This window comes from Ensifer adhaerens (assembly GCF_002007205.1).
In the GTDB taxonomy this organism is placed as follows: Bacteria; Pseudomonadota; Alphaproteobacteria; order Rhizobiales; family Rhizobiaceae; genus Ensifer; species Ensifer adhaerens_D.
Window position 1 is genome coordinate 69233 of sequence record NZ_LAZS01000001.1, and the last position, 24614, is coordinate 93846.

General features: G+C 63.3%; 22 protein-coding genes. 15 read left to right on the forward strand and 7 right to left on the reverse strand.

The features are described from left to right. Window positions 1-40 precede the first annotated feature (40 nt). Complete coding sequence (lysS, locus tag XB14_RS00300; RefSeq protein ID WP_077959646.1) at window positions 41-1537, reverse strand: lysine--tRNA ligase; 1497 nt, start codon at window positions 1535-1537, stop codon at window positions 41-43. Window positions 1538-1547: 10 nt separating this feature from the next. Next, entirely contained in the window at window positions 1548-3005 is a 1458-nt protein-coding gene (gene gltX, locus XB14_RS00305; protein ID WP_077959647.1) for a glutamate--tRNA ligase, read from the reverse strand. A gap of 255 nt (window positions 3006-3260) precedes the next feature. On the opposite strand from gltX, the gene XB14_RS00310 reads away from it, so the two are divergent. Next, window positions 3261-3608, forward strand: coding sequence for an ArsR/SmtB family transcription factor (locus XB14_RS00310; protein ID WP_077959648.1), 348 nt, complete (start codon window positions 3261-3263; stop codon window positions 3606-3608). 226 nt (window positions 3609-3834) lie between these two features. After that, window positions 3835-4215, forward strand: a complete 381-nt coding sequence (locus tag XB14_RS00315; protein WP_077959649.1) for a VOC family protein — start codon at window positions 3835-3837, stop codon at window positions 4213-4215. Window positions 4216-4452: 237 nt separating this feature from the next. Here the strand turns inward: XB14_RS00315 and XB14_RS00320 are convergent, their stop codons facing one another. The 3 genes from XB14_RS00320 to XB14_RS00330 form a co-directional block, all read right to left on the reverse strand. Continuing rightward, window positions 4453-5202 carry a TerC family protein gene (locus XB14_RS00320; RefSeq protein ID WP_077959650.1) on the reverse strand — a complete coding sequence of 250 codons (750 nt, stop codon included), beginning with the start codon at window positions 5200-5202 and terminating at the stop codon, window positions 4453-4455. 113 nt (window positions 5203-5315) lie between these two features. Continuing rightward, window positions 5316-6155, reverse strand: coding sequence for an AraC family transcriptional regulator (locus XB14_RS00325; RefSeq protein WP_077959882.1), 840 nt, complete (start codon window positions 6153-6155; stop codon window positions 5316-5318). A gap of 111 nt (window positions 6156-6266) precedes the next feature. After that, entirely contained in the window at window positions 6267-6932 is a 666-nt protein-coding gene (locus XB14_RS00330) for a TetR/AcrR family transcriptional regulator (RefSeq protein ID WP_419178554.1), read from the reverse strand. Between the two features lie 190 nt (window positions 6933-7122). On the opposite strand from XB14_RS00330, the gene XB14_RS00335 reads away from it, so the two are divergent. From XB14_RS00335 to xylB, 5 genes are all read left to right on the forward strand, one after another. Further along, a complete protein-coding gene (locus tag XB14_RS00335) occupies window positions 7123-8334 on the forward strand; it encodes an HlyD family secretion protein (RefSeq protein ID WP_077959652.1) in 1212 nt (403 codons plus the stop codon). A 147-nt stretch (window positions 8335-8481) separates the two neighbouring features. After that, complete coding sequence (locus XB14_RS00340; protein WP_143348165.1) at window positions 8482-10071, forward strand: DHA2 family efflux MFS transporter permease subunit; 1590 nt, start codon at window positions 8482-8484, stop codon at window positions 10069-10071. Between the two features lie 88 nt (window positions 10072-10159). Further along, window positions 10160-11275 carry a metallophosphoesterase gene (locus XB14_RS00345; protein WP_077959654.1) on the forward strand — a complete coding sequence of 372 codons (1116 nt, stop codon included), beginning with the start codon at window positions 10160-10162 and terminating at the stop codon, window positions 11273-11275. A gap of 163 nt (window positions 11276-11438) precedes the next feature. Beyond that, entirely contained in the window at window positions 11439-12476 is a 1038-nt protein-coding gene (locus XB14_RS00350; RefSeq protein ID WP_077959655.1) for a LacI family DNA-binding transcriptional regulator, read from the forward strand. Window positions 12477-12538: 62 nt separating this feature from the next. Then, window positions 12539-13993, forward strand: a complete 1455-nt coding sequence (xylB, locus tag XB14_RS00355; protein WP_077959656.1) for a xylulokinase — start codon at window positions 12539-12541, stop codon at window positions 13991-13993. A 35-nt stretch (window positions 13994-14028) separates the two neighbouring features. On the opposite strand, the gene XB14_RS00360 is transcribed toward xylB, so the two are convergent. Next, window positions 14029-14391, reverse strand: coding sequence for a nuclear transport factor 2 family protein (locus tag XB14_RS00360; RefSeq protein WP_077959657.1), 363 nt, complete (start codon window positions 14389-14391; stop codon window positions 14029-14031). A gap of 142 nt (window positions 14392-14533) precedes the next feature. On the opposite strand from XB14_RS00360, the gene xylA reads away from it, so the two are divergent. From xylA to XB14_RS00380, 4 genes are all read left to right on the forward strand, one after another. Beyond that, on the forward strand, window positions 14534-15844 hold the full coding sequence (gene xylA, locus XB14_RS00365) for a xylose isomerase (protein ID WP_077959658.1): 1311 nt from the start codon (window positions 14534-14536) through the stop codon (window positions 15842-15844). A 326-nt stretch (window positions 15845-16170) separates the two neighbouring features. Next, a complete protein-coding gene (locus XB14_RS00370) occupies window positions 16171-17223 on the forward strand; it encodes a sugar phosphate isomerase/epimerase family protein (RefSeq protein ID WP_077959659.1) in 1053 nt (350 codons plus the stop codon). Between the two features lie 250 nt (window positions 17224-17473). Continuing rightward, on the forward strand, window positions 17474-18655 hold the full coding sequence (locus XB14_RS00375) for a Gfo/Idh/MocA family protein (RefSeq protein ID WP_043618457.1): 1182 nt from the start codon (window positions 17474-17476) through the stop codon (window positions 18653-18655). A 148-nt stretch (window positions 18656-18803) separates the two neighbouring features. Beyond that, window positions 18804-20171: a GH1 family beta-glucosidase gene (locus XB14_RS00380; protein WP_077959660.1), complete on the forward strand. Its 1368-nt coding sequence runs from the start codon at window positions 18804-18806 to the stop codon at window positions 20169-20171. 79 nt (window positions 20172-20250) lie between these two features. On the opposite strand, the gene XB14_RS00385 is transcribed toward XB14_RS00380, so the two are convergent. Further along, a complete protein-coding gene (locus XB14_RS00385) occupies window positions 20251-21123 on the reverse strand; it encodes an NAD-dependent epimerase/dehydratase family protein (protein WP_077959661.1) in 873 nt (290 codons plus the stop codon). A 414-nt stretch (window positions 21124-21537) separates the two neighbouring features. Between XB14_RS00385 and XB14_RS00390 the strand changes: the two genes are divergently transcribed. The 4 genes from XB14_RS00390 (at window position 21538) to XB14_RS00405 (ending at window position 24610) form a co-directional block, all read left to right on the forward strand. After that, window positions 21538-22620, forward strand: a complete 1083-nt coding sequence (locus XB14_RS00390; protein WP_077959662.1) for a methionine ABC transporter ATP-binding protein — start codon at window positions 21538-21540, stop codon at window positions 22618-22620. After that, window positions 22610-23275, forward strand: coding sequence for a methionine ABC transporter permease (locus XB14_RS00395; RefSeq protein WP_077959663.1), 666 nt, complete (start codon window positions 22610-22612; stop codon window positions 23273-23275). The genes XB14_RS00390 and XB14_RS00395 overlap by 11 nt, the downstream gene beginning before the upstream one ends. A 37-nt stretch (window positions 23276-23312) precedes the next feature. Then, window positions 23313-24089 carry a MetQ/NlpA family ABC transporter substrate-binding protein gene (locus tag XB14_RS00400; protein ID WP_077959664.1) on the forward strand — a complete coding sequence of 259 codons (777 nt, stop codon included), beginning with the start codon at window positions 23313-23315 and terminating at the stop codon, window positions 24087-24089. Window positions 24090-24202: 113 nt separating this feature from the next. After that, window positions 24203-24610: a GFA family protein gene (locus XB14_RS00405; protein ID WP_234803921.1), complete on the forward strand. Its 408-nt coding sequence runs from the start codon at window positions 24203-24205 to the stop codon at window positions 24608-24610. The last annotated feature ends 4 nt before the right edge of the window (window positions 24611-24614 follow it).

The window sequence follows — 24614 nt, forward strand, 5'->3', positions numbered from 1 at the left end:
GAGCGCCGGGCTTTCCTGTTCGTGACAAGGCCGCTGCCGATCAGTCAGCCTTCTGGCGGCGGGCCGGGAAGAGGATGACGTCGCGGATCGACGGCGCGTTGGTCAAGAGCATGATCAGGCGGTCGACGCCGATGCCGAGGCCGCCGGCCGGCGGCATGCCCTGGTCGATGGCATCAAGGAACTCGTCGTCGAGCTGCTTGGCCTTTTCGCCGCGCGCATGCGCCTGCTCCAGCTGCTCGACCATGCGGGCGCGCTGCTCTTCCGGATCGTTGAGTTCCGAGAAGGCGTTGCCCAGTTCCCAGGCGTTGCAATAGGTCTCGAAACGCTCGACGAGGCGCGGCTCGCCCGGCACTTCCTTGGCAAAGGGCGAGATGTCCTTCGGGAAATGCGTGACGTGGGCCGGCTGGATCAGCGTGCCTTCGACCCTCTCCTCGAAGATGAAGGCGAGGCACTCGCCCCAGGTCCAGTCCTTCTCGACCTCGAAGCCGGCAGCCTTGGCGGCAGCGCGGGCTTCCTCGTCGGTCTTCAGCGCAAGGAAGTCGATGCCGGTCGCTTCCTTGACGGCCTCAGGCATCGGCACGCGGCGGAACGGACCCTTGAAGGAGATTTCCTTGTCGCCATAGGCAAACTCGGTCGAGCCGTGGATCGCCATGGCAAGCTCGCCGAACAGCCGCTCGACGAGGTCCATGATGTCCTCGTAGTCGGCATAGGCCCAGTAGCACTCCATCATGGTGAATTCCGGATTGTGCCGGGTGGAGACGCCTTCGTTGCGGAAGTTGCGGTTGATCTCGAAGACCTTGTCGGTGAGGCCCGAGACCAGCGTGCGCTTCAGATAGAGTTCCGGCGCGATGCGCAGGAACATGTCGAGCTTCAGCGTGTTGTGATGCGTCTTGAACGGTTCGGCGGTGGCGCCGCCATAGACCGAATGCAGCATCGGCGTTTCGACTTCCATGAAGCCGTCATTTTCCATGAAACGACGGATGCCGGAGACGATGCGGCTGCGCTGCTGGAAGCGCAGCTTCGACTCTTCATTGGTCATGATGTCGAGGTGGCGCTTGCGGTAGCGAATTTCGATGTCGGAAAGGCCGTGCCACTTCTCGGGCATCGGCAGCAGCGACTTCGTCAGCATGGTGATCGCCTGGGCGTTGATCGTCAGCTCGCCGCGCTTGGTGCGGCGGACCACGCCGGTGACGCCGATGATATCGCCGATGTCGATCATCGGCAGCAGGCCGCGGGCCTCTTCGCTCGTCACGTCCTTGTGGCTGAAGATCTGGATCTTGCCGGAGGCGTCATGGATGTCCATGAACATGCCGGAATTGCGCGAGGAATAGACGCGGCCGGCAACGGTCACGACGTCCTGCGTCTCGGTGTCCGGCTCCAGGCTCTCGTACTTGGCGATGAGTTCGGCATTGGTCATCGTCCGGTGGAAATGCGCCGGATAGACGTCGCCGATCTGCTCGCGCAGCAACTTCAGCTTTTGCGCACGCACTTCCGTTGCATCGGAGGAGAGGCCAGTGGTCTCGGTCTTGTCGCTCATCTTGCTCTCCTTACTTTCCGCTGCCGACCATGGAGGCGACCACCTGGGAGGCGACCTTCAGGCGCTGGCGGACCACGGCGCGGCCGAGGATTTCCATGCTGTCGAACAGCGGCAGCGAGCGCTGCGAGCCGGAAACCGCGACGAACAGCGGCGCCACGATCACCTTCAGCTTCTTGCCCATGCGCTCGGCGACCGCACGCAGTTCCGCTTCGATCGATTCCTTGTTCCATTCGAGGATCTTTTCCAGATCCGGCTGAACGGTGTTCAAGACTTCGAGCAGTTCCTCCGGCGTCGACTTGACGCCGGCAAAGGCTTCGGGCTTCAGGCCGAGATCGGACTTGAACAGGAAGCTTGCGAGATCAGGCAGCTCGCCGAGCTTCGAGATGCGCGACTGGCTGAGCTTCAGGCCCTCTCTCAGTCGGTTGTTTTCCATCGCCCAGGCAAGGACGCGGGCGGCGAATTCTTCTTCCGATAGCTTCTCGCGGATCCAGCGGGCGTTCAGCCAGTCGAGCTTCTGGATGTCGAAGATCGCGCCGGCCTTGGACAGGTTCTCCGGGTCGAACTTGGCCGCCAGTTCCTCGATGGTCAGCAACTCCTCGCCTTCGGCGATCTGGATGAAGAACAGGCCGAGGAAGTTCATCAGCGCTTCGGGCAGGTAGCCGAGGGCGGTGTAGTAGGAGATCGACGTCGGGTTCTTGCGCTTCGACAGCTTCGACTTGTCGGCATTGCGCATCAGCGACAGGTGCATGAAGACCGGCGGCTCGAGGCCGAGATAGCGATAGATCAGGATGTGCTTCGGCACCGAGGCCAGCCACTCCTCGCCGCGGGCGACGTGGGTGATCTTCATCAGGTGGTCGTCGACGACGTTGGCCATGTGGTAGGTCGGCATGCCGTCGGCCTTCAAGAGGACCTGCATGTCGACGGCATCCCACGGAATTTCCACGTCGCCATAGACGCCGTCGGTAAACTTGCACGAGCCCTCGGTCGGGATCTTCATGCGCACGACATGCGGCTCGCCGGCGGCAACGCGCGAGGTCACTTCTTCGGCGGACAGGTGGAGACACAGGCCGTCATACTTCGACGGTTTGCCGGCGGCGCGCTGGCTCTCGCGCATCTGCTCCAGCCGCTCGGGCGTGCAGAAGCAGCGGAAGCCATGACCGTTCTCGACGATCTTTTCGACGTAAGGGCGGTACATGTCCTTGCGGTCGCTCTGGCGATAGGGGCCATAGGGGCCGCCGACGTCAGGACCTTCCGACCATTCGAGCCCGCACCATTTCAGCGCGTCCAGCACCTTCTGTTCAAACTCCGGCGTCGAGCGGGTGGCATCGGTGTCTTCGATGCGCAGGATGAACTCGCCGCCGTGCTTCTTCGCAAAGAGGTAGTTGAACAGAGCGATATAGGCGGTGCCGACATGCGGCTCGCCGGTGGGGGAGGGTGCGATGCGTACCCGGACTGCTGAATTTGCCATGGTCTTTGCCCGTCTGACGTGCTTCTCGCCCCTTGCCGGAGAAGAAGCCGGCCGCCGGGCGCGCATTTTATGGGAAGGAAAGGCCCGCAAGGGTGCCGCATTTGCGGTATCGGCAGGCTATTCCAATAGGCTCGCGTGAGACCATAGAACGCCGGTTATGTCAACGGAAACCGGATCACGCCGGTTTTTGTTGACACCGCTTACGGTGGGCGGTAATGAACCAAAAGGTTATTTAACTGAAAGGTTTTTTAGAAAATGCCGGAAGATCGCTTGTCGACGACGCTCTCAGCCCTGGCCGACCCAACGCGCAGGGCGATCCTCGCCCGCCTCGCGCTCGGAGAAGCCTCGGTCGGCGAGCTGGCGGAGCCCTTCGAAATGAGCCTGCCGGCAGTCTCCAAGCATCTCAAGGTTCTCGAGCGCGCCGGGCTGATCAGCCGCGGCCGCGAAGCGCAGTGGCGGCCGTGCAAGCTTGAAGCCGCTCCGCTGGAGGACGTCAACAGCTGGCTCGATGGCTATCGCCGCTTCTGGGAGCAGAAGTTCGACCGTCTCGACGCCTATCTGCAGGAGCTGCAGAAGATCGATCCCGGCGCTGGCAAAAACTGATCGCGCCGCCGGCTTCCGTCCTCGCCCGTTCTAGGCTAAGCAGAGCAGGTCGAAAAAGGCAGGACCGGATATGGTAAGCCCGGTCCCTTCGGTTTCTTAAACGAAGCTCTGCTCGAACGTCCCGTTCGAACCCGCGACGTGGTTCCGATGCAATCGCATCGGTCCGCGGCGGGTTGTATGCAATCGACGCAGTCCGCCGCGTTACTCGAACACGGAGACTGTGAACATGCGACTGAACCATATCGACCTCCATAGCCCCATCGTTGCCGAAACGGCGTCCTTCCTCATCGATCACTTCGGCCTGACGCTGGTCGAAAAGCGCGGCAAGGACGCCTTCTATCGCCTGACGGACGGCTCTGGCCTGGTGCTTGTCGTCAGCCCGCCAATCGCGGCGCTTGGCGGCGGCGACCAGGTGAGCCTCGGTGCCCAGACCTACCACATCGGCTTTCTGCTGCCGACGCGGGCCGAGGTCGACGACGCCTACCAACTGGTGTGCAAATCCGGTGCCCAGGTGATCCCGCCTGCCGATCGGCATGGCGCCTATGTCTTCTACACGGTGATACCCGGCAACATCCTGGTCGAGGTCGGCCATCGCCCGGACGCTTGAAGGGTTGAAATCGGATCGGAACGTTTCCTGAAGAGGTGCGTTTTCCAACCAGAAGGCGTGGGGTTCGACCCCGGCAAGCTGGGCGGCAAGGGGAAACGATCCCGTTTGTCTTGCCGCTGATGGCTCGCGGTTGACGGCCGGCCAGCCGGGCTCCGCGTCTTCTAGAACTCCCGCAAGCAGAAGGCCCGCATCTTGGATGCGGGCCTTTTTCTAGTGAAATCTCTGCGCCTAGGCTCGTCAGTCGAGCTTTCCGGCCTTCCTCAGCCGCGCATTGCGCGCGACCATGTTGAGGATTTCGACCAGCGCCGAGAAGGCCATGGCGGCGTAGATGTAGCCCTTCGGCACGTGCAGGCCCATGCCTTCGGCGATCAGCGTCGTGCCGATCATCAGGAGGAAGGCGAGCGCCAGCATGACGATCGTCGGGTTCCTCTCGATGAAGTTCGCGAGCGGGTTGGCGGCAACGAGCATGACCGTGACGGCGGCGATGACGGCGATGACCATGATCGGCAGGTGCGGTGTCATGCCGACGGCGGTGATGATGCTGTCGACCGAGAAGACGAGGTCGAGCAGCAGGATCTGGGCGATCGCAGCGCCAAAGCTGTTGATCGCCGAAGAGGCGATGAAGTCCTCGCCATGATCGGCCGGATCGACGTTGTGGTGGATTTCCTTGGTCGCCTTCCAGACGAGGAACAGACCGCCGGCAATGAGGATCATGTCCTTCCAGGAGAAGCCGTGGCCGAAGGCTTCGAACACCGGCGTCGTCAACTTGACGATCCAGGCGACCGTGCCGAGCAGCGCTAGGCGCATGACGAGGGCAAGGGCGATACCGATGCGCCTGGCCTTTTCGCGATGCTCGACAGGTAGCTTGTTGGTGAGGATCGAGATGAAGATCAGGTTGTCGATGCCGAGAACCACCTCCATGACGACGAGGGTGACGAGGGCGACCCAGGCGGCGGGGTCTTGGGCTAGCAACAGGATGTCCTGCATCGGCGATCTTTCTTTTTGGGTGGCGCGTCGTCGCGCAAGAATCGCCGAAAGTATTTAAGAAACATTGCGGACGTGACAAGCGCCGCCACTCTATTGCAGCGGCGCTTTACCGTTTACGATTTGACCGGAATCCACAATTCGACGACGCCCATGCCCGAATGCGGATCGAAGCGTTCGTCGTAGCGCTCGATGAGATCGGGCGTTTCGCCGTGCTCAAGGCCGGACTCGGGCAGCCAGGTGCCGAAGACATGGTCGGCGGTCTTGGCGATGGCCGAGATGTGGCCGCGATGCAGGAACACGGCATAGCGCTGCCTCGGCAGCTTCAGCGTCGAAAAGCCCTCGGGCAGATCGCCCGTGTCGCTCATTTCCACGGCCGCCATGTAGCGGAAGGTGCCGGCCTCGCCGTTGCTCTCGTTGCAAACGCCATAGGCGACGTTGCCCTTCTGGCCGGGAATATTGCCGAAATGGCGGTTGAACCGCTGCCAGAGCGACGGAATGCCCTCCGTGCGGCTATAGGCATAGGTTTCCGAAAGGCCCGCGAGCAGCAGCGGTGGGCTGTCTTCAAAGCGCGGCGGGTCGATCTTCAAGAGGCGGGTGTCGTCCATCCTTAAGGGCTCCATCAGTGCGATGTTTCGAACATGCCTCTGCTTGCGCACCGTTTCCGGCGTCACGCCGAACTGGTCGCGAAAGGCACGGGTGAAAGCCTCGTGCGAGCCGTAGCCCGCATCGAGGGCTACCGAGAGAATGCTGATGGACCCATCGGCCAGCGCCCGGGCGGCATCGCTCAGCCGTCGGCCGCGAATATAGGCGCTGATCGATCGGCCGGTGACCAGCCCGAAAACGCGCGAGAGATGAAAGCGCGAAAGGCCCGCGGCCCCCGCGATTTCATCCAGCGAAATGTCCTTTGCGAAATGGCTCTCGATGAACCAGACCGCTCGACCGATGGCACTCATCATCACTCCCTTGGCAGCGCCCCGGTGATAGGGTGTTGCCTCAAGGCGCGCTTGATCGCAATTGCTGGATTGTAACGCCGGACGGTCGCCAAGAGTTCGGCTTCGGCCGTTCTATTTCTTTGGTCCGTAGGCGGACATGAAGACGCGCACGGCGGCGGTGACCGTCGCCTCGATCTGTTCCTTCGGCGGCGCGGAGCACATGCCGCCGAACAGCCGGTGCTTGAACAGCCCGGCCTGCGCCATCTCGATGAACTGGCGGGCGGCCATTTCGGTGTTTTCGATGTCGAGCGTGCCGGCGGGAACCTGGCGATCGAGATAGGATTTCAAGACCGTATAGCCGTTCTCCGGCGCCTCGCTGAAGAAGCGTTCGGCCAGATGCGGCATGCGGTCGATGACGCCGATCACCATGCGCATGGAGCGGATCGTTTCTTCCGCCGTCATGCTCGTCGTCAGCGTCACGCCGAAATCGTAGAGCGATTCCTCGACGTCGTCATGGTCGTTGAGCGCGTGCTTGGCGGTCTGGACCACCCGGGTCTTGCCCTTGATGATCAGCGCCTTGAACAGGTCTTCCTTGTTCTCGAAATAGACGTAGAGCGTGCCCTTGGAGACGCCGGCCTCGCGGGTGATGTCGTTCATGCTGGCGGCGTCGAAGCCCTGGCTCAGGAACGCGCGGCGCGCGCCTTCGAGGATCTGTTCACGCTTGGCTGGATCCTCGCCGGCGGCATGACGGCCGCCGCCCGAACAGAGATCCTCTTCCATGCCGGCTGCCGGCTGCATGACGTCCTGGGTTCCGGTCTTTGCCCCGCTCATGATGGTCGCTTGTTTCCGTCCTGCTCATATTAAATTTCAGTCATCGAACCACGCGGTTCGATTTCCTCTTGATATGCGTCCAGAAAGGGCTTATGTCAAGTTCAATCGAACCGAACGGTTCAGTTCGTTCAGCAATCCTTAACCAGGCCGGTGCCCAATGTCCGCATCCAACACGTCCAGCGCTGCCCGCGTCCGTCCCGTCGACGAGAATTTTGAAGTGCAGCAGGAAACCGCGCTTGAGGCAAAGGCGCCTGCCGCGGAGCAGGCGGCCGCGCCGGCCCCGACAAAGGAAGCCACCGCGCCGCAGAAGAAGGCGCGCAAGCCCATCCTCCCGGTGCTCGGTCTCGCGCTTCTGGCGGCCGGCGGCTGGTACGGCTACGACTGGTGGACCAATGGCCGCTTCATGGTCTCCACCGATGACGCGTATATCGAAGGCGACATCGCGACGATCTCGCCGAAGGTATCGGGCTATGTCGCCAAGGTCGACGCCGTCGCCAACCAGAAGGTGAAGGCGGGCGATCCGCTGGTCACGCTCGATGATGGCGACTACCGCATTGCTGCGGAGCAGGCGGAAGCCAAGATCGCCACCCAGAAGCTGGCGCTCAGCCGCTTCGATGCGCAGATTGCCGGTGCCAAGGCGAGCCTTGCTCAGACGCAAGCGCAGAAAAAGGCTCTCGAAGCGACGGTGCGCGGCGCCGAACTCGCGCAGAAGCGCGCGAGCGACCTCCAGTCCAAGGCCGTCGGTACCGTCGCTTCGCTTGACAACGCCGAAGTGGCGCTCGACCAGGCACGGGCAAACCTTGCCGGGGCGGACGCCAACATCGCCGCTTCCAATGCAAGCATCACGGTGCTTGAAGCGCAGCGCACCGAGGCTGAAAGCGAGATCCGCTCGCTGGAACTTGCGCGCGACAAGGCCAACCGCGACCTCGGCTTCACCGTGCTGAAGGCGCCCTATGACGGCATCGTCGGCAATGTCGCGGTGCAGGTCGGCGACCTCGTCTCGGCCGGCCAGCGGCTTGCGGCGCTTGTTCCGGTCGACCAGCTCTACATCGACGCCAACTTCAAGGAGACGCAGATCGCCCATCTGGTGCCAGGCTCCAAGGTGAAGGTGCATGTGGACGCCTATGAGGATCACGCGATCGAAGGCACGGTCGCCTCGATTTCGCCGGCTTCCGGCTCGGTCTTCTCGCTGCTGCCGGCTGAAAACGCCACCGGCAACTTCACCAAGGTAATCCAGCGCGTGCCGGTGCGCATCACCCTGCCGGCCGACGTCCTGGCGGAAGGCCATCTGCGGGCGGGGCTGAGCGTCGTCGTCGATGTCGACACGCGCACGGCGCCCGATGGAACCAAGGTCGCCGCGACCAAGTAAGCGGACGAAATGCCGGCGCGCCCTCGGGCGCGCCTTTTGTCGAGACCCCGGCGCCACGGAGCGCGGTCAAGTCCGGAACGCCGGCGCGGCGAAACGCGCATGTCCAGAACGCTGGCGCCAGGGGCGCCCATGCAAGGAGTGGCTGAGATGGCCGCAACGGCAACAGCAGGCTCGGTGGCGGCCGCCGCACCGAAGGTCGAGGAACATATGGATCCGAAGAGGCTGATCGCCTTCTTCGCCATGGTCGTCGGCATGTTCATGGCGATCCTCGACATCCAGATCGTCTCGGCCTCGCTTGCCGAAATCCAGGCCGGTCTCTCGGCCGGTTCGGACGAGATCGGCTGGGTGCAGACCTCCTACCTCATCGCCGAAGTCATCATGATCCCGCTCTCGGGCACGCTGGCGCGCATCGTCTCGACGCGCGTGCTGTTTTCGGTTTCGGCAGCGGGCTTCACCGCGGCAAGCGCGCTTGCGGCGACGGCGACGAACATCGACCAGATGATCGTCTACCGTGCGATCCAGGGCTTTATCGGCGGCGGCATGATCCCGTCGGTCTTTGCGGCCGCCTTCACCATCTTCCCGCCGTCGAAGCGCAACATCGTCTCGCCGATCATCGGCCTGATCGCGACCTTGGCGCCGACGATCGGCCCGACGGTCGGCGGCTATCTCAGCCATGCCTTCTCCTGGCACTGGCTGTTTCTCGTCAACGTCATTCCCGGCATCATCGTTGCGACGCTCACCTGGACCTTCATTGACTTCGACAAGCCGGAGCTTGGCCTCTTCAAGAAGTTCGACTGGTGGGGCCTGGCCTCGATGGCGATCTTCCTCGGCGCGCTCGAATACGTGCTGGAAGAGGGCAATGCCAACGACTGGTTCAACGACGAGCATATCGTCATCGGCGCGGTCGCTTCGGCGCTGGCGGCGATCGTGTTCTTCTACCGCGCCTTCAAGGTGGATTTTCCGGTCGTCGATCTCCGGGCCTTTGCCAACCGAAACTTCGCCTTCGGCTCGATGTTCTCCTTCGTCATGGGCATCGGCCTTTATGGCCTGACCTATCTCTATCCGCTCTATCTCGGGCGCATTCGCGGTTACGATTCGCTGATGATCGGGGAGACCATGTTCGTCTCGGGTCTCGCCATGTTCGTAACCGCGCCGGTCGCCGGCATTCTTTCGGGCAAGCTCGATCCGCGCGTGCTGATGACGATCGGCTTTACCAGCTTTGCCGCCGGCACCTGGATGATGGGCCACCTGACGGCCGACTGGGACTTCTACGAGCTGTTCATCCCGCAGATCCTGCGCGGCGTCGGGCTGATGCTGTGCATGGTGCCGATCAACAACATCGCGCTCGGCACCATGCCGCCGGCGCGCATGCGCGGCGCCTCGGGCCTCTTCAACCTGACCCGCAACCTCGGCGGTGCCGTCGGGCTTGCGGTCATCAACACGATCCTGACCCAGCGCCAGGATTTCCACTATGCGCGGCTTGCCGAGCACGTGCAGTGGGGCAATCCGGAGGCGATGGAGCGGTTCAACAACATGGCCGCCAACTTCAACGCCCACGGCCTCGATGGCACGACGATCGCGATCAAGCAGCTTGCGGGCATGGCGCAGCAGCAGGCGATCATCCTGTCCTTCGGCGACATTTTCATGCTGTTGACGGTGCTGTTCCTGTCGCTGATCCTCGGCGTGATGATGATCAAGAAGCCGCAAGGCGTCGGGCCGGGCGGCGACGGCCACTAGCTCCCCCTCTCAAGCAGGACGCGGCTCTCGGTTTACGCGAACCGCGCCTTGCTGCACACTTTGTCCCAAGTGTAAGAGGGGGAGCGGCATGCGGCGATCGGGTTTTGACGGCATATCCAGGCGATCATTCGTTGCGGGTCTTGCCGGTTTCGGGGCGGCGCTGGCAACCTCCCGAAGCCGCGCTGCCATTCCCGCCATCGACGCGACGTTCCTTTTCTCCAATGACATCCACGCCTGCCTCGTCTCGATCGAAGGACTTGCTCCCAACTGCGCGGCTGAAGGCAAGACGGACGCCAATCTGCTGCGCCACGTGGCGGCGCTGAACGCCGTGCATGGCTTGCGCTGGCCGGCGACGGTTGCCGGCAAGCCGAGCGGGCTTGCAAGCGCCGGGCGGGAGATCGGCAAGCCACTCGGGCTGGTGCTTGGCGGCGACATTACCGACGATGGCGGCGGCCAGGTGCGCCAGCCGCGCGAGGGCCGGCAATTGCAACAATTCTCCAGCCGTTACCAGGAGGGGACAGGGCCGGACCATGTCCACATGCCCGTCTATGTCGGCCTCGGCAACCACGACCTCGACCAGGACGGGCCGCCGCCGCATGTCGACTGGTATCGCCGCGAACTGCGCGACTATGTCGAGCTCAATCACCGGCAGACGGTGTTCTACAAGCCGCCGATACCGGTCACCAATTACGATCCGCTTTCGGATTGTTATTCCTGGGACTGGAGCGGGCTGCATCTGGTGCAGTTGCAGCGCTTCGGTGGCGACGAGACCAAGGGTGCGGTCAATGCGCTGCCTTGGCTGAAGCAGGATCTGGCGTCCTATGCCGGCGACGGCCGGCCGGTGATCCTCTTCCAGCATTATGGCTGGGACGCCTTTTCGGCCGAGGTCTGGGATGCGAAAGCGAAAACCTTCGACGACGAAGGCGACGGCGCTCCGCACTGGTGGAGCATCGGCCAGCGCCAGGCATTGCTCGATACCATCAAGGGCAGCAACGTCATCGGCTTGTTCCACGGCCACCAGCACGAGACGGCAATGATCTACCGGCAGGACGGGCTCGATCTCATCAAGCCGAAGGCGGCATATATGGGCGGCTTTGCCCTCGTGCGCGTTACCGATCGCTTCATGGATGTGGTGCTGGCGCAGGCCGGTGAGACCCATGGCGAGGTGGTCTTTACCGATGCCTTCAGCAAACGGCTCGGCTGACGGCCGCCTCCGAAAGTTTTCCGAAAAATCGAGCTTTATCAACTTATTACGCAGCTCTTGCCGGCGTTTCGCGCTGCCGTATCGTGTCCGGATTCATGATTGTTGAGGATTTCTGATTTACGTACATCAAAAAATCCTCTAAAGGCAGAGCCCGGAGGAAAACATGCGTCCGACCGTTCACGATATCGCCGCCAGGGCCGGGGTCAGTCTCGCGACCGTCGACAGGGTTTTGAACAACCGCCCGGGCGTGCGCGGCGTCACCCGCGACAAGGTCGAGCGCGCCATCGAGACGCTCGGCTACGTCCGTGATGTCGCTGCCGCCAACCTCGCCAAGAGCCGCATCTATCCGCTGGTCTTCATCCTGCCGGAAGGCGACAACACCTTCATGCGCGGCCTTGCGGCCGAGGTGGAGGCGGCAAGGCTACGCTCCGCCGTCGAGCGGACCGCAATTACCGTATTTACCGTTCCAGCCTTCGATGCAGCGGCTCTCGGGCGGGCGCTGGAGCAGGCGCGTGGTCTCGAGCCTGCCGGCGTCGCCGTGGTGGCGATCGATGCCCCCGAGGTCGTCGCGGCCGTCGATCGGCTGCGGGAAGAGGGCGTTGCTGTCGTGACACTGGTCTCCGATCTGCCAGGATCGTCGCGCGATCATTTCGCCGGTGTCGACAACGTTGCTGCCGGCCGGACCGCCGGCACGCTGATGGGGCGTTTCCTCGGTGGCCGAAACGGTCCGGTGGCGATCGTTGCCGGCTCGATGCTGGTGCGCGACCACCGCGACCGCCTCGAAGGTTTTGGTGCGGCTATGGCGGAGAGTGCGCCCGGATGCCAGTTTTTGCCCGTCGTCGAAGGACATGACGATCCGGCCGAGGTCGATCGCCTCGTCTCCAGCCTGCTCGCCGATCACCCGGAGCTTGCCGGTATCTATAGCCTCGGCGCCGGCAATCGCGGCCTGATCGCGGCACTGGAAAAGGCAGGTCGCGAGAAGGCCGTCTGCGCCATCGCCCATGAACTGACGCCGCACAGCCGCGCAGCACTTCTTTCCGGCACGATCGACGCGCTCCTCAATCAGGATGCCGGCCATGAGGTGCGCAGCGCCATCCGCGTGCTGAAGGCCCGTGCCGACGGGCTTTCGGTGATTTCGGCGCAGGAGCGCATCCGCATCGAGATTTTCCTGAAGGACAACCTGCCGGTCGATCCGGCGTAAAGACTTGGAACGGCGCGGCTCCAGACGGGCAAGCGGTCTGGAGCCGACCATTGGAGGCAAGCATGTATCTCGGACTGGATCTCGGCACCTCGGGCGTCAAGGCAATGTTGATCGATGGCGGCCAGCGCATCGTCGGTTCGGCCTCCGGCGCGCTGGACGTCTCGCGGCCGCATCCCGGCTGGTCGGAACAGGACCCGGCCGACTGGGTGCGCGCCACCGAAGAGGCGATATCAGGGCTGAAGGCGGCGCACCCGGCGGAGCTTTCGGCGGTGCGCGGTATTGGCCTTTCCGGCCAGATGCATGGCGCGACGCTGCTCGACGCCGATGATCGGGTCCTGCGGCCCTGCATCCTCTGGAACGACACCCGCAGCTTTCGCGAGGCGGCAGCGCTCGATGCGGATCTGCAGTTCCGCACGATCACCGGCAATATCGTTTTCCCCGGCTTCACCGCGCCGAAGCTTGCCTGGGTGCGCGCCAACGAGCCCGAGATTTTTGCGAAAGTGCGTTGGGTCCTGTTGCCCAAGGATTATCTGCGCCTCTGGCTCACCGGCGAGCACATGTCGGAAATGTCCGACAGTGCCGGCACTGCCTGGCTCGATACCGGCAAGCGGCAGTGGTCGCAAAGCCTGCTTGCCGCCACCGACATGGACGAAAAGCAGATGCCGAGCCTGGTCGAGGGAACCGATGCGGCCGGGAAGCTGCGTTCGGAACTGGCCGCGCGCTGGGGTATTTCCGATGACGTCGTCGTTGCCGGCGGTGCAGGCGACAATGCGGCTTCTGCCTGTGGCATGGGCACGGTCGGCGAGGGCAATGCCTTCGTCTCGCTCGGTACCTCGGGTGTTCTCTTCGCGGCGAATGCAAGCTACTTGCCCAACCCGGAAAGCGCCGTGCATGCCTTCTGCCACGCGCTGCCGAATACCTGGCACCAGATGGGCGTCATCCTGTCGGCGACCGATGCGCTGAACTGGTACTCCGGTATCGCCGGCCGCAGTGCGGCGGACTTGAGCGCCGAGCTCGGCGACAACCTCAAGGCGCCCTCGGGCGTCAGCTTCCTCCCCTATCTCTCGGGCGAGCGCACGCCGCACAACGACGCGGCGATCCGCGGCGCCTTCGTCGGGCTCGGGCATGAAAGCAGCCGCGTGGTGCTGGCCCAGGCGGTGATGGAAGGGGTTTCCTTCGCCATTCGCGATAGCCTGGAAGCCCTTCGCGCCGCCGGCACGACGCTCTCGCGGGTAACGGCGATCGGTGGTGGTTCGCGCTCGCGCTACTGGCTCAAATCGATCGCCACGGCGCTCAACCTGCCGGTCGATCTGCCCGCCGACGGCGATTTCGGTGCTGCCTTCGGGGCGGCCCGCCTTGGCCTCATCGCCGCGACCGGTGCCGATCCCGTTGCCACCTGCTACGCCCCACAGACGGCCGAGACCATTGCGCCGGAGGCGTCGCTGGTTTCGGCCTATGAGGCGAGCTACCAGCGCTACCGCCGGCTCTATCCGGCAATCAAGGGCGCCGTGTCGTGATACGGCGCCCCACGCTTCGTTCCGGTGCCTTGTGCTCAGCGAGCCGGCACCTTGTCGAGGAAACCGGTGATCGTCTTCAGGCGGCCGTTCTCGATCTGGCAGACATCCGTGCCTTCGATGACAGAGGGAACGCCTTCCGGCCCGAGCGCCCAGGAAAAGCGGATCGTGTCGGCGTAGCCGTCGGCGACACCCTTCAGCGTGAAGCGGAAGCCGGGGAACTGTCCGTGCACGCCGGCAATGAGCGCATCCACGCCGGCATGGCCGTCGCCCTGCATGATCGGGTCGCGATAGGCGACGTCTGCGGTGAAGGCCTTCTCGATCAGGGCCGCGCGGCTTGCGACATCGGTGGCGTTCCAGGCGGCGATGTAGGCTCTAGCGATGGCGTTGAAGTCGTGCATCGAAGTGTTCCTTTCGTTTGGCGTTTCGATGCTTCCGGTATCGCTGGCCGAGGGAATGAAACCAATTACCTTCCACGTAATGGCCGCGACTATCGCATGGGCGACGCCGGCCGACACCACTCTTGAAAGAGGAGCAAGACCCGTGAGCACTGGCTTTTTCGGCGATATCGCCAAGATCAAGTATGAAGGACCGGACAGCGCCAACCCGCTCGCCTTCCGCCATTACAACAAGGACGAGGTCGTGCTCGGCAAGCGCATGGAAGACCACCTGCGCTTCGCCGTTGCCTACTGGCACACCTTCGTCTGGCCGGGCGGCGACCCCTTCGGCGGCCAGACCTTCGAGCGCCCCTGGTTCAAGGACGACATGGCTGCGGCCAAGCTGAAGGCCGACGTCGCCTTCGAATTCTTCGACCTGCTCGGCGTTCCCTTCTACTGCTTCCACGACGCAGACGTGCGTCCGGAAGGCAAGAGCTTCGCCGAGAACACGAAGAACCTCAACGAGATCGTCGATCACTTCGAGAAGAAGCAGGCCGAGACCGGCGTCAACCTGCTCTGGGGCACGGCGAACCTCTTCTCCAACCGGCGCTACATGTCGGGTGCGGCGACCAATCCGGATCCGGATGTCTTCGCTTTCGCAGCCGCGACGGTGAAAACCTGCCTTGACGCCACCAAGCGCCTCGGCGGGCAGAACTACGTGCTCTGGGGCGGTCGTGAAGGCTACGAGACGCTGCTCAACACCGACATGAAGCGCGAGCTCGACCAGCTCGGCCGTTTCGTCAACCTCGTCGTCGAGTACAAGCACAAGATCGGCTTCAAGGGCGCGATCCTGATCGAGCCGAAGCCACAGGAACCGACCAAGCACCAGTACGATTACGACGTCGCGACGGTCTACGGCTTCCTCAAGAACTACGGCCTGGAAAACGAGGTCAAGGTCAACATCGAGCAGGGCCATGCGATCCTCGCCGGCCACTCCTTCGAGCACGAGCTGGCGCTTGCCAATGCGCTCGGCATTTTCGGCTCGATCGACATGAACCGCAACGACTACCAGTCCGGCTGGGACACCGACCAGTTCCCCAACAACGTGCCGGAAATGGCGCTCGCCTATTACCAGGTTCTTGCCGGCGGTGGCTTTGCGACCGGCGGCACGAACTTCGACGCCAAGCTGCGCCGTCAGTCGATCGATCCGGAGGACCTGCTGATCGGCCATATCGGCGGCATGGATTGCTGCGCGCGTGGCCTGAAGGCAGCGGCAAAAATGATCGAGGACAAGGCGCTCTCCGCACCGCTCGAAAGCCGCTATGCCGGCTGGCAGGTGCCGGAAGCCAAGAAGATGCTCGACGGCGGCTTCTCGCTGGAAGAGATCGAGGCCTGGGTGCTGAAGTCGGACCTCAATCCGCAGCCGAAATCGGGCAAGCAGGAGCTGCTCGAAAACGTCGTCAACCGCTACGTCTGAGCGGAGATGGATATCGAAAGGGCGCCTCGAAAGCGCCCTTTCTCTTCGTCGACGCGCACGGGAGGCGATGATTGATGTTGCGGATTTCTGCAGCAAGGGCGTGCCGTGGCTGGCGCAATGCCGTTCGCAATGAAATCGATTACAAAACTTTTCGGAATCCGGTCCTGCGCTGTTGCCCCTCGCTGAAAATCTGCTAGCTTCGGCGCCTGCAACGTTTCAGATCCGGCAGTTCTGGGAGAAAACAAAGGCGTGCAATCGCCTTTCATGCCGGCTGTCAGGACAAGGCCAACACCAATTTCGGCCGTTCCATCGGGAGGAAAATCAGCATGAAGACCATCAAGGGGCCAGGGCTCTTTCTTGCGCAATTCGCCGGCGATGCGGCACCGTTCAATTCCTGGGATGCGATCACCAAATGGGCCGCCGATTGCGGTTACAAGGGCGTGCAGGTGCCGAGCTGGGACGGGCGGCTGATCGATCTGAAAAAGGCCGCGACCTCGAAGGCCTATTGCGACGAGTTTGCCGGCACGGCCCGCGACAACGGTGTCGAAGTGACTGAGCTTTCGACCCATCTTCAGGGCCAGCTGGTGGCCGTGCATCCCGCCTATGACGAGGCCTTCGACGGCTTTGCGGCGCCCGAAGTGCGCGGCAACCCGAAAGCAAGGCAGGCCTGGGCGGTGGAGCAGGTGAAGCTGGCGCTGACGGCCTCGAAAAACCTCGGCCTCGATGCGATGGCGAGCTTTTCCGGCGCGCTTGCCTGGCCTTTTGTCTATCCCTGGCCGCAGCGGCCGGCGGGCCTCGTCGAAACCGCCTTCGACGAACTGGCCAAGCGCTGGAAACCGATCCTCGACCACGCCGAGGATTGCGGCGTCGACATCTGCTACGAGATCCATCCGGGCGAAGACCTGCACGACGGCATCACCTACGAGATGTTCCTGGAGCGCACCGGCAACCATGCCCGCGCCTGCATGCTCTATGACCCCTCCCACTACGTGCTGCAGTGCCTCGACTATCTCGACAACATCGACATCTACAAGGACCGCATCCGCATGTTCCACGTCAAGGATGCGGAGTTCATCCCGACCGGACGCCAGGGCGTCTATGGCGGCTACCAGGGCTGGGTCAACCGGGCCGGTCGCTTCCGCTCACTCGGCGACGGCCAGGTGGATTTCGGCGCGGTGTTTTCCAAGATGGCGGCCAACGACTTCGCCGGCTGGGCGGTGGTCGAATGGGAATGCGCGCTGAAACATCCGGAGGACGGTGCGCGCGAGGGTGCCGACTTCGTCAAGCATCACATCATCCGCGTCACCGAGAAGGCCTTCGACGACTTTGCCGGCGCCGGCACAGATGATGCCGCCAACCGGCGGATGCTGGGAATCTGAGGACGGGGTTGCCCTCACTGGGCTTTTGACCGACTGCCCCTCACCCTAACCCTCTCCCCGCAGGCGGGGAGAGGGGACGCGGACTACGGCTGGGCTCGGATTGCTGAGGCTGGTGTTGCGGTTATGACGAGTGCGAGCGGGTGCCGCATCGTCCCTTCGCCCCGCAAGCGGGGAGAAGGTGCCGGCAGGCGGATGAGGGGCGAGCCCGAAGAAGCAAACGAACAACACGGAACGAACAGGGGAGAAGATTATGGCAATCGAAGGAACGAGCGAGAAGCGCGAGCGTCGCATCCGGCTCGGCATGGTGGGCGGCGGCTCCGGCGCCTTCATCGGCGCGGTGCATCGCATCGCAGCCCGTCTCGACGATCACTATGAGCTGGTGGCCGGCGCGCTGTCGTCGACGCCGGAAAAGGCGGAAAGCTCAGGCCGCGAACTCGGACTTGATCCGTCGCGGGTCTATTCCGACTTCAAGCAGATGGCGATCCGCGAGGCGAAACTGAAAGACGGCATCGAGGCGGTGGCGATCGTCACGCCGAACCATGTGCACTACGCTGCGGCCAAGGAATTCCTGAAGCGCGGCATCCACGTGATCTGCGACAAGCCGCTGACTTCGACGCTTGGCGACGCGAAGAAGCTGAAGAAAGCGGCGGACGAGAGCGATGCGCTGTTCGTGCTGACGCACAATTACACCGGCTATCCGATGGTACGGCAGGCGCGCGAGATGGTCGCCAATGGCGAGATCGGTGCGGTGCGGCTGGTGCAGATGGAGTACCCGCAGGACTGGCTCACCGAAAACATCGAGCAGTCGGGCCAGAAGCAGGCGGCCTGGCGCACCGATCCGGCGCGCTCGGGCGCCGGCGGCTCGACGGGTGATATCGGCACGCACGCCTATAATCTCGGCGCCTTCGTTTCGGGTCTCGAACTCGAAGAACTCGCTGCCGATCTCGACAGCTTCGTTGGCGGCCGCCAGCTCGACGACAACGCCCATGTGATGATGCGCTTCAAGGCGAAGGACGGCGAGCGCGCCAAGGGGCTGCTCTGGTGCAGCCAGGTGGCGCCCGGGCACGAGAACGGTCTGATGGTGCGCGTCTACGGCACCAAGGGCGGGCTTGAATGGACGCAGAAGGACCCGAACTATCTCTGGTACACGCCGTTCGGTGAGCCGAAGCGCCTGCTCACCCGCGCCGGCGCCGGAGCCGGTGCGGCCGCAAACCGCGTCAGCCGCATTCCGTCGGGCCATCCGGAAGGTTATCTCGAAGGTTTCGCCAACATCTACACGGAAGCCGCGCGCGCGATCTTTGCCAAGCGCAAAGGCGAAAAGATCGATCCGGCCGTCACCTATCCGACCATCGACGACGGCATGAAGGGCATGGTCTTCGTCGACGCCTGCGTCCAGTCATCCAAACGAAATGGTGCGTGGGTAAAGGTGTGATGCGACGCCTCAACCGGGCGGAAGGGCGGGCTTTCCCGCCCTTTTTCGCGAGTTGACATCTGCAGGCACGGCTTTAGGTCGGCCTGCGAACACGAGAAAACAACGAGGTCCCGCCGGCGGCGGGGCCGGAACGAGACGAGACAAAGAGATGACCGATCCCAAGATCCTGGCTGAGCGCTTCCCGGGCGATTTCGTATTCGGGGTGGCGACCGCCTCCTTCCAGATCGAAGGCGCCACCAAGGCGGACGGGCGCAAGCCCTCGATCTGGGACGCCTTCTCCAACATGCCGGGCCGTGTCTACGGGCGTCACAACGGCGACGTCGCCTGCGACCACTACAACAGGCTCGACGAGGATCTGGACCTGATCAAGAGCCTCGGCGTCGACGCCTACCGCTTCTCGATCGCCTGGCCGCGCATCATCCCTGAGGGCACCGGCCCGATCAACGAGAAGGGTCTCGATTTTTACGATCGTCTCGTCGATGGGCTGAAGGCCCGCAACATCAAGGCCTATGCCACCCTCTACCATTGGGACCTGCCGCTGGCGCTAATGGGCGATGGCGGCTGGACGGCGCGCACGACGGCCTACGCCTTCCAGCGCTACGCCAAGACGGTGATTGCCCGCCTCGGCGACCGGCTCGATGCCGTTGCCACCTTCAACGAGCCCTGGTGCTCGGTGTGGCTCAGCCATCTCTATGGCATCCATGCGCCGGGCGAGCGCAACATGGACGCAGCCCTGCACGCGCTGCACTTCACCAATCTCGCGCACGGGCTCGGCGTCGACGCCATACGCTCCGAGCGGTCGAACCTGCCTGCGGGGATCGTCATCAACGCGCATTCGGTTTATCCGGGCAGTGCCAGCAAGGCCGACAAGGCAGCCGCCGATCGCGCCTTCGACTTCCACAACGGGGTCTTCTTCGGTCCGATTTTCAAAGGCGAGTATCCCGAAAGCCTCCTGAGCGCGCTTGGCCATCGCATGCCCGCGATCGAAGATGGCGACATGGAGACGATCTCGCGGCCGCTCGACTGGTGGGGCCTCAACTACTACACGCCGATGCGCGTCAGCGCCGATCCGGCCAAGGGCGCAGAGTACCCGGCGACGGTCAACGCCAAGCCTGTGAGCGAAGTGAAGACGGATATCGGCTGGGAGGTTTACGCTCCGGCGCTCGGTGAACTGGTCAAGACGCTGAACGCCAAGTACCAACTGCCCGACTGCTACATCACCGAGAACGGCGCCTGCTACAACATGGGCGTCGAAAACGGCATCGTCGACGACCAGCCGCGGCTCGACTACATCGCCGATCATCTGTCTGTCACGGCGGACCTGATTTCCGAGGGCTATCCGATGCGTGGCTACTTCGCATGGAGCCTGATGGACAACTTCGAATGGGCCGAGGGTTACAAGATGCGTTTCGGCATCGTGCATGTCGACTACGACACCCAGGTCCGCACCATCAAGAAGAGCGGCGAGTGGTACAAGGCTCTGGCCGAACAGTTCCCGAAGGGCAATCACGCCTGACAATCGGGCGTGGGCTTCCAGATAGCCTATCGGTCATACCTCGGGGGGCACGAAGCGGCTCTCCCGAGGTATCGCAGGCTCATTGGCGGACCGGCAGGACTTCCAGGCTCTGCCGGTCGAGCTGGGCCAGCACTTCCTTGAAGCCATAACGCGGTTTCCAGTCGAGCTTCTCGATCGCAGCGCTCGGATCGTAGACCCGGTCGATGGTTGCGGGCAGCGCCCAGCCGCGCTCGGCAAAAGCCTGGCTCAGTTTTGGCGCACGCTCCACCAGGAGTCCTGCGGCATCTTCCGCCAGACGACGGCAGTCGGTCGGAAGAAAGGGCGTTTCGCCGGAGATGATGTAGCGCTGGAACGCAGGCCCACCATTGTCGAGCGCCGCTACGTGCGCGGCCGCGACGTCGCGGGCATCGATGCCCCGGTGCAGCCGGTAGCTGGCGACGCGGTCGGCGGCCTCCGGGAACGAGCGCGACATGCGCAGCACCCGCACGTGCAGAGCGCGATCGGCGGCGTTCTCAAGCAGGGCTTCGGCCGCAAGCTTGGTGTGGTGGTAGATGGTATGCGGCTTCGGCGGCGTTTCCTCGGTGATCCAGGCGCAACCGCGCTCCGTGACCGCATGGCCATAAAGCGCCGTCGTGCTGGTAAAGACGATGCGGCCGACGCCCGCGGCCTGCGCCGCCGCGATCACCAGATGCGTGCCCATCACGTTGACGCGCTCGAATTCCTGGTCGGCGACCGCATCCACATGCGGGGCATGCAGCGCGGCGGTGTGGATCACGGCATCCGCCCCCTCCATGGCTCGCTCCAACAATTCGCCGTCGACGAGATCGCCGACGATTGCCGTCGTGCCGAAGGGCGCGCGGTCGATGCCGACGACCTCGTGGTCCGCAGCGGCAAGCGCGTTATAGATAGCCCGGCCGATGCGGCCGGAACTTCCGGTCAAGACGATGCGCATTTCTCACCTCGTAATCCTGTTCCTGCCCGTTAGCATGAAATGCGGTCGGGCACAGTCCGCCCGAACAAGGATATCCAAGATGGCGATTTGCGGGATGACGGCGCGCCGCGCAGCAAAAGAGCATGGTTTTGCCGCTCCTCGCCAAATTCGGAAAAAACATGCCTGTTAAAGGGCGTGGCAATTCCCCATAAGAGCCGTAGATTATGTCGCGTGCGAGCCATGCGGCACCAAAGTTGAACTGACTGGTTGCTTGATGTTAGAGAAGTGCTCCCTGTTCCGAATGCGTTGTCGAATGTCGGCCTGACCAGACGCGCGTTCCATCCCGGCCAGGCCCGGGATCATGAGTTTTGAACATCCGAGAGCACTTATGTACCCGCACATTCCGACTGCGCCTCATTCGGGGATTTCCGAACGATGAGCGTTTCCAGCCAAAACGCCACGCCACCCGCTGACGCGGCCGTCGTTTTCGACGGCGTTTCCAAGCATTTTCCTGCCTCCGGCCAAAGCGGCGCCTTCACCGCGCTCGACAAGGTCGCGCTGACTGTCGACCGTGGTTCGATCACCGGCATCATCGGCCGTTCCGGCGCCGGCAAGTCGACGCTGATCCGGCTGGTCAACGGGCTGGAAAAGCCGTCGGGCGGCAAGGTGCTGGTCGATGGCGTCGATGTCGGTGGGCTCGACGAGGCGGCGCTGCGTACCCTTCGCCGTTCCGTCGGCATGATCTTCCAGCACTTCAATCTGTTGTCCTCGCGCACCGTCTTCGGCAACGTCGCGCTGCCGCTGGAAATATCTGGCATGGACAAGCGCGCGATCGAACAGCGCGTGCGGCCGTTGCTTGATCTCGTCGGTCTTGCCGACAAGCATGGACGATATCCGGCCGAGCTCTCGGGCGGCCAGAAGCAGCGCATCGGTATCGCCCGGGCGCTTGCGACCGAGCCGAAGCTACTGCTTTCGGACGAGGCGACCTCGGCGCTCGATCCGGAGACGACGCAGTCGATCCTCGAACTCCTGAAGCGCATCAATGCCGAGCTCGGCCTGACGGTGCTGCTGATCACCCACGAGATGGAAGTGGTGAAGGCCGTGACCTCTGATGTCGCCGTCATCGATCATGGCCGCATCGTCGAGCGCGGCCACACCTTCGATGTCTTTACCCATCCGAAACACGAGACGACGCGGGCGCTGCTCTCGGGCCTGCCGGGCTCGAAGCTGCCCGACGCCGTGGCCCGCGCCTTGAAGCCGCAGCCGGCCGCTGGCGATCGCGCAGTCGTACGGCTCACCTTCTTCGGTGCTGCGGCCGAGAAGCCGTTGATCTCGCAACTTATCAAGTCTGTCGGCGCCGAGGTCAACATCATCGCCGGCACGATCGACGAGATCGGCGGCGCGCCCTATGGCTCGCTGGTCGTCGCCTATGGCGCGGATGCCGAGACGTCCGGTCGCGCCGAACGCTTCTTTGTCGAAAACGGTCTGGTCACGGAGGTGCTCGGTTATGTCGCCTGATATTCTCCTGCGCATCGGCGGCGCCACCGTCGACACGATCTACATGGTCGCCGTCGCCGGCCTGATCGGCTCGCTGATCGGCGGGCCAATCGGCATCTTTCTTGCGACCAGCGGCAAGGGCGAGCTGTTCCCGGCACCGACGCTCAACCGCGTCGTCGGGCTGATCGTCAATGCCACGCGCTCGACCCCCTTCATCATCCTGGTCGTTGCCATCATTCCCTTCACCCGGCTTTTGACCGGCACCTCGATCGGCACCAAGGCGGCGATCGTTCCTTTGACGATCGCGACCATTCCCTTTGTCGCGCGGCTGGTGGAAGCGGCGATCCGCGAGATCGACAAGGGCCTGATCGAGGCGGCGCGCGCCATGGGGGCGACCCCCATGCAGATCGTCTTCAAGGTGCTGCTTGCCGAAGCGCGGCCGGCGCTGACGCTGGCGCTCACCATGACCGCCGTCAGCCTGATCGGCTATTCGGCCATGGTCGGCGCCGTCGGCGGCGGCGGGCTTGGCGACCTTGGCATCCGCTACGGCTACCAGCGCTTCATGCCCGACGTGATGCTCGTCGTCGTCATCGTGCTGGTCGTGCTGGTGCAACTCGTCCAGAGCGCCGGCGATGGCCTGGCGCGGCGCTTCGACAAGAAAAACCGCAAGACCTGATTTCCTCCCAAGACTGAACGTGAACAAGGAGACGTCCATGAAGAAGCTTATCATCGCGGCGGCGATTGCCGCTCTTTCCGCTGGCACGGCGCTCGCCGAAACCATCAAGGTCGGCGTCACCCCGGGCGAACACGCCCAGATCATGGAGAAGGTGAAGGAAGTCGCGGCTCCGAAGGGCCTCGACATCGAGATCCTCGAATTCTCCGACTATGTCGTTCCGAACCAGGCGCTTGCTGACGGCGACCTCAACGCCAACTCGTTCCAGCACCAGCCCTATCTCGACAACCAGATCGCCGATCGCGGCTTCGAGATCGTCAGCGTCGGCACCACCATCACTACGCCGATGGGCGTCTATTCGCAGAAGGTGAAGAGCCTCGACGAGCTCACAGACGGCGCGACGATCGCCATCCCGAACGACCCGACCAATGGCGGCCGCGCGCTGCTCGTTCTCGCTTCCAAGGGCCTGATCAAGGTCAAGGAAGAGGCTGGCCTGAAGGTGACGCCTGCCGACATCACCGAGAACCCGAAGAACATCACCTTTGCCGAGCTCGATGCCGCCCAGCTTCCGCGCTCGCTGCAGGACGTCGATGCCGCCGTCATCAACACCAACTACGCGATGGAAGCCGGCCTGCACCCGAAAAAGGACGCGATCGCGATCGAAGGCGAGAAGTCGCCCTACGCCAACGTGATTGCCGTGCGCAAGGCGGACAAGGATGCTCCGTGGGTGAAGACCCTGGTCGAATCCTACCACGACGAAAAGGTGAAGGCCTTCATCAACGACACCTTCAAGGGTGCGTTGATCCCGAGCTGGTAAGCGTCTCTGGTAAAGAGAAACATGGACCGCGCGCTGCAACTTGCGGCGCGCGGTTTTTCTTTGACCGCATGGCTTGCTTGGCTATCCTCCTGGCACTTCGAGGAGGACGAACCATGAGCGTCTTGAAAGGCGGATGTCTCTGCGGTGCAATCCGGTATGAGCTGAACCGTGAGCCGCTCTTTTCCGGTTTCTGCCATTGCCGCGATTGCCAGCGCACGACAGGCACCGGTCATTGCTGTTACATGATCTTCGAGCGGGCCGATGTGACGATGTCGGGAACCGGCCGCGGTTACGAGACGCGCGCTGAAAACGGCAATCCCTCGGTTCGCTATTTCTGCGAAACCTGCGGCAGCCAGGTCTACGGTTCCGGTCCGCCGGACGATCCGCGTGTGTCGATCTATGCTGGCACGCTGGACGACCCCTCGGTGTTTCGCCCGACCGACGCGATCTTCACCCGCAGCCGCCATGCGTGGGACCGTAGCGCGCTGACGCTCGGGGAGTGCGAGGCGTTGCCGGGTTAGGGCG

Excerpts from the sequence above, each read along its gene's own strand:
- lysS (WP_077959646.1), bottom strand. The coding sequence starts at position 1,537 with ATGAGCGACAAGACCGAGACCACTGGCCTCTCCTCCGATGCAACGGAA.
- gltX (WP_077959647.1), bottom strand. The coding sequence starts at position 3,005 with ATGGCAAATTCAGCAGTCCGGGTACGCATCGCACCCTCCCCCACCGGC.
- XB14_RS00310 (WP_077959648.1), top strand. The coding sequence starts at position 3,261 with ATGCCGGAAGATCGCTTGTCGACGACGCTCTCAGCCCTGGCCGACCCA.
- XB14_RS00315 (WP_077959649.1), top strand. The coding sequence starts at position 3,835 with ATGCGACTGAACCATATCGACCTCCATAGCCCCATCGTTGCCGAAACG.
- XB14_RS00320 (WP_077959650.1), bottom strand. The coding sequence starts at position 5,202 with ATGCAGGACATCCTGTTGCTAGCCCAAGACCCCGCCGCCTGGGTCGCC.
- XB14_RS00325 (WP_077959882.1), bottom strand. The coding sequence starts at position 6,155 with ATGAGTGCCATCGGTCGAGCGGTCTGGTTCATCGAGAGCCATTTCGCA.
- XB14_RS00330 (WP_419178554.1), bottom strand. The coding sequence starts at position 6,932 with ATGCAGCCGGCAGCCGGCATGGAAGAGGATCTCTGTTCGGGCGGCGGC.
- XB14_RS00335 (WP_077959652.1), top strand. The coding sequence starts at position 7,123 with ATGTCCGCATCCAACACGTCCAGCGCTGCCCGCGTCCGTCCCGTCGAC.
- XB14_RS00340 (WP_143348165.1), top strand. The coding sequence starts at position 8,482 with ATGGCCGCAACGGCAACAGCAGGCTCGGTGGCGGCCGCCGCACCGAAG.
- XB14_RS00345 (WP_077959654.1), top strand. The coding sequence starts at position 10,160 with ATGCGGCGATCGGGTTTTGACGGCATATCCAGGCGATCATTCGTTGCG.
- XB14_RS00350 (WP_077959655.1), top strand. The coding sequence starts at position 11,439 with ATGCGTCCGACCGTTCACGATATCGCCGCCAGGGCCGGGGTCAGTCTC.
- xylB (WP_077959656.1), top strand. The coding sequence starts at position 12,539 with ATGTATCTCGGACTGGATCTCGGCACCTCGGGCGTCAAGGCAATGTTG.
- XB14_RS00360 (WP_077959657.1), bottom strand. The coding sequence starts at position 14,391 with ATGCACGACTTCAACGCCATCGCTAGAGCCTACATCGCCGCCTGGAAC.
- XB14_RS00370 (WP_077959659.1), top strand. The coding sequence starts at position 16,171 with ATGAAGACCATCAAGGGGCCAGGGCTCTTTCTTGCGCAATTCGCCGGC.
- XB14_RS00375 (WP_043618457.1), top strand. The coding sequence starts at position 17,474 with ATGGCAATCGAAGGAACGAGCGAGAAGCGCGAGCGTCGCATCCGGCTC.
- XB14_RS00380 (WP_077959660.1), top strand. The coding sequence starts at position 18,804 with ATGACCGATCCCAAGATCCTGGCTGAGCGCTTCCCGGGCGATTTCGTA.
- XB14_RS00385 (WP_077959661.1), bottom strand. The coding sequence starts at position 21,123 with ATGCGCATCGTCTTGACCGGAAGTTCCGGCCGCATCGGCCGGGCTATC.
- XB14_RS00390 (WP_077959662.1), top strand. The coding sequence starts at position 21,538 with ATGAGCGTTTCCAGCCAAAACGCCACGCCACCCGCTGACGCGGCCGTC.
- XB14_RS00395 (WP_077959663.1), top strand. The coding sequence starts at position 22,610 with ATGTCGCCTGATATTCTCCTGCGCATCGGCGGCGCCACCGTCGACACG.
- XB14_RS00400 (WP_077959664.1), top strand. The coding sequence starts at position 23,313 with ATGAAGAAGCTTATCATCGCGGCGGCGATTGCCGCTCTTTCCGCTGGC.
- XB14_RS00405 (WP_234803921.1), top strand. The coding sequence starts at position 24,203 with ATGAGCGTCTTGAAAGGCGGATGTCTCTGCGGTGCAATCCGGTATGAG.